At 72.8% G+C, this 5,483-nt stretch carries 6 protein-coding genes; 3 read left to right on the forward strand and 3 right to left on the reverse strand.

Annotated features, from left to right (window positions below):
- Both ACFVUH_RS32100 and ACFVUH_RS32105 read left to right on the forward strand, forming a co-directional pair.
- Positions 1 to 555: replication initiator (locus ACFVUH_RS32100; RefSeq protein WP_387916945.1), on the forward strand; the 555-nt coding region annotated here is incomplete at its 5' end.
- On the forward strand, positions 548 to 976 hold the full coding sequence (locus tag ACFVUH_RS32105) for a hypothetical protein (protein WP_387916947.1): 429 nt from the start codon (positions 548 to 550) through the stop codon (positions 974 to 976). The genes ACFVUH_RS32100 and ACFVUH_RS32105, both read left to right, overlap by 8 nt.
- Positions 977 to 1,031: 55 nt before the next feature.
- Here ACFVUH_RS32105 and ACFVUH_RS32110 read toward each other — a convergent pair whose 3' ends face one another.
- Positions 1,032 to 2,552 (reverse strand): recombinase family protein, encoded by a 1,521-nt coding sequence (locus tag ACFVUH_RS32110; RefSeq protein ID WP_387916949.1) that lies wholly within the window; start codon positions 2,550 to 2,552, stop codon positions 1,032 to 1,034.
- 19 nt (positions 2,553 to 2,571) lie between these two features.
- On the opposite strand from ACFVUH_RS32110, the gene ACFVUH_RS32115 reads away from it, so the two are divergent.
- Positions 2,572 to 3,318 (forward strand): SAM-dependent methyltransferase, encoded by a 747-nt coding sequence (locus ACFVUH_RS32115; RefSeq protein ID WP_387916951.1) that lies wholly within the window; start codon positions 2,572 to 2,574, stop codon positions 3,316 to 3,318.
- Between the two features lie 15 nt (positions 3,319 to 3,333).
- Here the strand turns inward: ACFVUH_RS32115 and ACFVUH_RS32120 are convergent, their stop codons facing one another.
- A complete protein-coding gene (locus tag ACFVUH_RS32120; protein WP_387916953.1) occupies positions 3,334 to 4,152 on the reverse strand; it encodes a class I SAM-dependent methyltransferase in 819 nt (272 codons plus the stop codon).
- A 33-nt stretch (positions 4,153 to 4,185) separates the two neighbouring features.
- On the reverse strand, positions 4,186 to 5,205 hold the full coding sequence (locus tag ACFVUH_RS32125; RefSeq protein ID WP_355376273.1) for a BadF/BadG/BcrA/BcrD ATPase family protein: 1,020 nt from the start codon (positions 5,203 to 5,205) through the stop codon (positions 4,186 to 4,188).
- Positions 5,206 to 5,483 lie beyond the last annotated feature (278 nt).

A 5,483-nucleotide genomic window follows, 5' to 3' on the forward strand; every position in this document is an offset into this window, starting at 1 on the left:
GAACTCCGCGGTGAGGTGGATTCCCCGGAGACGGGTGAACGGGTGGCCGCTTACGTGGCGAAGTACACCACGAAGGGTGCTGAGGCTGCGGGCGCAGTCGACCGGCGGGTGACGAGTGCGGCGGAGATCCGGCTTCTGCGGGTGTCGGCGCACATGCGGGCGCTGGTCGGGGCCTGCTGGCGGTTGGGTGGTCTGCCGGAGTTGGCGCACCTGCGCTTGAGGGCCTGGGCTCACATGCTCGGCTTCCGGGGGCACTGTCTGACCAAGACCCGGTCCTACTCGACGACGTACCGCAGTCTGCGGGCGGAGCGGGGGGACTACGTTCGTGGCGTGCCTGCTCCCGAGGGTGAGGTGACCGTGGGCTCCTGGCGGTTCGCCGGAACGGGGTACCGGCCGGGAGAGGCCGTGATCGCTGAGGGAATCGCCCTCGACCTTGAGCGGACCCGAGAGATCACCCGGGACTACCTGCCTCCCGGGTGGGTGGGTGGGGCGCGGCGGCGCGGTGGTGGGGCTGAGGGTTCACGGTCGCCGGCTGACGGGGGCTCCGATGAGTGATCTTTCCGGGTGGGCGTTCGCCCATGGTCCCGACGTGGGTCCGGCCGTGTGGGGGTTCACGACGGCGGCCGGTGACATCGCCCGGGACTTGTCGGCTGCGGTCGGCGGTGTGCCCGAACAAGACGCAAACGGCTCCTGGAGCCTGATCACCTACGCGTCGGTACTGCGGGTGGAGATCGCCGGCGGTTGCACGGCCGACACCTTGCCTTTTCGGCTGGCGTGCGCGCCGGGCTTGGGGGCGTTCGCGCTGCGGTTCGGTGCCTGGAGCCTGGCTGAGGTGCTGGGGGTCTCGGTCGTGGAAGCGCTCATGGCGCAGAGTGCCGCTGTGGTCGCGGAATTGGAAGTGACCGCTCAGGACGTCAGGACGTTGGGCGGGCGGATCGTCCGTTACCCCGTTCCCTGCCTGACCCTGTGTACATGATCGGTGCCCCGGACAGTTGAGTGTCACTGTCCGGGGCTCTGTTGTGGTGCGGCGCCTATGCGGCCTGTGTGTAGGGGTTGAGACCGGCGGTGATCACGTATCGCTGGGGGGCCGTTTCGGGGAACAGCACAACGCGCACGCCGAACTCGTTCAGGATTTCACGCCGCGCCGCGTCGTCGGGGGCCGCGTGCCATTCCTGGGCGACCGTGCGGCCGGTGGGCATTAGCCTCATGCCCGCCGGGCGCTCGGGGCGCTGCTTGAGTTCTTCGATCTCCGCGCCGATGGCCGTATAGGTCTCCGTGTACCACTGCGCGTCGTCCTCGTCGTTGTACAGGCCTCGCGCGCGGTCGTTGCGAAGGCGCTTGCGGTCGGCCTGAAGTTCCTTGATCCGGGCGGCGTACCGGGTTCCCGGGTCGTACATCTTCCGCATCACCTGGCCGCTTCCGTAGCGGCTGAGGAACCAGTCTTCGGCGGCCTGGTCCAGGAAGCTGATCGCCATTGACGGTGCCGGCTCGCAGTTCACCGATGCGGGAACACCCCGAACACGGCCTGTGCAGCCGTAGGCCAGCTCATTTGTTCGGCCGGCGATGTAGAGGCGGATCCCGCAGTTCCCGCACCAACCGACTCCGGAGAGCCGACGGACCCCCATCGGGGCCCGGTTGGTGCTGGGCGCCTTCGGGTTCGTCTTCTTGATCAGCGCGTCACGGGTAGGCCGGTCCCACAGCGGGTCCGCCAGCCTTACCGGCCGGCCGTCCTGGCCGATGACCGGCTTGCCCTGGTGCATCAACAACCCCAAAGCGGCCTCGCTGGTGAGGATCACGCGAAGGGTCTTGGGCGTCCACAGATGACCCTTCAGGGGGCGGCCGTAGATCTGTGCCCGTCGATCGGATGGCGAGGGGACACCGGCCCGGTTGAGCCGTGCGGCCTCGGTGGAGCACGTGATCGTGCCTGTCTCGTCCGCCAGGATCCGTTCGGCAACGTTCTGGATCACTTGGGCTGCCACCTGGTCGATCTCGACGTGATCAACGGAGCTCGTGGGGAACAGCCGGATGAAGTGGTAGCCGTAGGACGGCTTTTGCTTCGGTCGGCCGGTGGCTCGCGCGGATGCCGTGTCGTCGACGTTCCGCTTTTGGATGGCTCGCAGTTCCATCTGCGACGCCCAAGCCTTCATCATCCATTCGTTCTCGTCGGCGGGGTTGGAGAAGTCCCACACCCCCCGGTGATCGGCGGTGACGATGATCTGTCCCGCCTTCGTGAGCATGTCCTGCGTGTTGAGGGTGTCGCGGACGTTCCGTCCTACCCGGTCCACGGAGGCAGCGGCGATCCCGTCGTAGGGGCCCATCTCCCCTCGCAACCACGGCCCCAGTTTCGGACGGGTCATGGGGTCGGTCGCTCCCGAGACTTCAAGGTCCTCGGCCCACGCGATGATGTGGGCTCCGACGTCCGCCGCTGACCCCAGGATCTGCCCCCGCTGCTTCTCCGGGCTGAACGTCGAATCCGTCTTGCGGCTGAGCCGCAACACCCCCACCAAGCAACGACCGCATCCGCAGTAGTCGCTCGTCAGCATGTGATCCATCTTCCGCACTCCCTATGCATTGCGGAAGTACCTGGGCGGGAAGGACAACTTCCCGGCCGACCGCGAGGCCGCCGAGCGCGCCCTTTCGGCCAACCCCGAGTTCCGGTCCACGGCGCGCGCCAACCGGGGCTTCCTCACCAGGGCGGTGCGCTGTGTGGCCGGCCTCGGCATCGACCAGTTCCTCGACATCGGAACCGGCATCCCCACCGCCGGCAACACCCATGAGATCGCCCAGGCGGTCGATCCCGGCGTCCGGGTCCTCTACGTGGACAACGACCCGATCGTGCTCGCCCACGCCCGCGCCCTGATGGGCGGCAGCGCCGTCGGCCGCACCACCGTCATCCAGGCCGACCTGCGCTCCCCCGTCGAGCTGCTGGCCGACGCCCGGGCCGAGAAGCTGCTCGACCTCGAACGCCCGACGGGCCTCGTGCTCGCCGCCGTCCTGCACTTCGTGCGGGACGAGGAGGACCCCTACGCGCTGGTGCGCACCCTGCTGGACGCCCTCGCGCCCGGCAGCCACCTGATCCTGTCGCACGGCACCGCGGACTTCCTCCCCGCCGAGGTCCGCGACCGGGTGACGGGGGTCTACAGCAAGGCCACCGCTCCCCTGGTCGGCCGCACCCGGGACCAGGTGCGCGCCTTCCTCGACGGCCTGGAGGTCCTCGACCCCGGGGTCGTCACCGTCCCCCTCTGGCGCCCCGACGGCGCCCTGCCCTCGGGTGCCGACCGGGTCAGCATGTACGGTGCGGTGGCCCGCAAGCCGTGACCCCGGCGGAGAGCGCTACGCCGGCTTGCTCGCGCGGACGGAGTACATCAGCGGGACGCCCGGCTGCCCGTCCGGGTAGCGGAAGACCCGGTCGTGCTCCAGGACCGGGAAGCGGGCGAACACGGTGAAGTCGTGCTCGTGGAGGAACTCGATCCGCAGGCCTGCGGCCGCCAGGGCGCTGACGACCTCGCCGACGCCGTGCTGCCACTCGACGGTCACGGTCGCCGCCGTGGGCGCCGGCTCGCCGTCGGTGTAGGTGCTCGCCTCGTCCCAGACCGTGGCCTCGCGGTGGAAGTAGTCGTACTCGACCGTCCGGCCGTCCTCGCCCAGGCTGTCGGCGAAGGGGTGGAACTCCGCGAGGTAGAGGAAGCCTCCGGGTGCGACGAGGGCCGCCGCCGTGCGCGCCCAGCGGGTGATGTCCGGCAGCCAGCACAGGGCACCCAGGCCGGTGTAGACGACGTCGAAGCGCTGTCCGTCGAGCGCGTCCACCGCGTCGTACACGTCGGAGACGACGAAGCGGGCGGAATCCGCGCCGATCCGCCCGGCCAGCCCGGTGGCGGCCTCCACGGCCGGCCGGGAGAAGTCCAGCCCGGTGACGGTCGCCCCGCGCCGGGCCCAGGACAGGGTGTCCTGCCCGAAGTGGCACTGGAGGTGGAGCAGGGACTTCCCGGACACGTCGCCGACCTCGGCCAGCTCGAAGTCCCGCAGCACTTCCTTGCCCGCGACGAAGCCGGGCACGTCGTAGAACTCGCTGGCCACGTGCACCGGGACGCGCCAGTCCCAATTGGCGCGGTTGGCCGCGAGCCAGTCGTCGGGGGCGGTGATCTTCTCCATGCCCGCCACGCTAGGCAGGCTCCGGTCCCCCGTTCAAGCCGTTTTCCGGGGCCCGCGCTCCAGCAGGGAGAGCAGCGGCGGGTGCACGGGCCAGGGGAGGTCGGGGGCGGTGACGGCGAGGCGGAGGGCGCCGAGCAGGGGTGGGCCGTCGGGGGTGCGGAGGCGGGCGGCGGGCAGGCGGGCGGCGAGGGCGTCGAGGGTGGCGCGGTGCAGGGCGGTGAGGCGGAAGAGGCCGCCGGTCAGGACGAGGTCGGGGGCGGGGAGGCCGGCCGACGCGGCGGCTGCGGTCGCGGCGGCCGCGATCTCCTCGCCGGCGCGGCGGATCAGTCCGGCGGCCACCGGGCAGCCCTGCTCGGCCACGGCGGCGACGTCCGGGGCGAAGGCGGCGAGCAGGGCGGCGCGGTCGGGGCGCGGCTGCAGGGCGGCCGGGAGGCCGGTCACGGGGCCGTAGCGGCGTTCGGCGGCGGCCAGCAGCGGGGCCGAGCCGCCGGGACGGCCGTCGTACGCCCGCAGGGCGGCTTCCAGCCCGGCACGGCCGAGCCAGCCGCCGCTGCCGCAGTCGCCGAGCAGTTGGCCCCAGCCGTCGGCGCGCCGCCAGCCGGCTCCGGGGTGGAAGCCGATGGCGACCAGGCCCGTGCCGCCGGCCACCGTCACTCCGGCGTCCGTGCCCAGCGCGCCCACGTGGGCGGTGATCGCGTCCCCGGCGAGCACCAGGTGCCGGGCCCCGGTGGCCCGGGCGAGCGGATCGGGCAGGCGGGCGGCGAGGTCACGGCCGAGCAGGGCCATGCCGGTGGCGCCGACCGCGACGGCCCCGATCCGCGCGCCGTCCGGCAGCCCGGCGGCGAGGCCCCGGAGCGCGGGGAGCAGGTGGTCGAGCAGCGCCCGCGCGTCCTGGCCGCCGGCCGCGGCCGACACCCGGGCGGGTGCGGCCACCTCGGCCGTCCGCGCCCCCGCGAGCCCGTCCGGCCACCGGGCGGGCGCCAGCGCGAGCCGGGTCCCGGAGCCGCCGACGTCGACCCCGGCGACCCAGCGCTCCCCCGGTGTCCGCTCCACGATGTGCCTCCAGGGCGTGTCGGTCCGGCCGGGGCCTGTCCCGTGGACTCCGTCGGAGCAGGCCGAACCCCGCGGCCGCGCGTTCCGCGAGGTCGACGGCGGACCTCATCGTCCCAGAGTTCGTCGCGGGCGAGGCCGTTCGTGGTCCCCGCCCGCCCCGTCCCCGTCCCCGGTCGGGGGGGGGGCGGCGGGGGGGGGGGGGCCCCCGCCCCCCCCGGGGCGTCGGCCGCGGCCGGCCGGGCCCGCGGCGGGGCCGGGCGGGGGCGGGGGTGAAGCGC

It is taken from the genome of Kitasatospora sp. NPDC058032 (genome assembly GCF_042885845.1).
GTDB lineage: Bacteria > Actinomycetota > Actinomycetes > Streptomycetales > Streptomycetaceae > Kitasatospora.

Bases quoted from the DNA above. Each gene is read 5' to 3' on its own strand.
- ACFVUH_RS32105 (WP_387916947.1), top strand. From the start codon at position 548: ATGAGTGATCTTTCCGGGTGGGCGTTCGCCCATGGTCCCGACGTGGGT.
- ACFVUH_RS32110 (WP_387916949.1), bottom strand. From the start codon at position 2,552: ATGGATCACATGCTGACGAGCGACTACTGCGGATGCGGTCGTTGCTTG.
- ACFVUH_RS32120 (WP_387916953.1), bottom strand. From the start codon at position 4,152: ATGGAGAAGATCACCGCCCCCGACGACTGGCTCGCGGCCAACCGCGCC.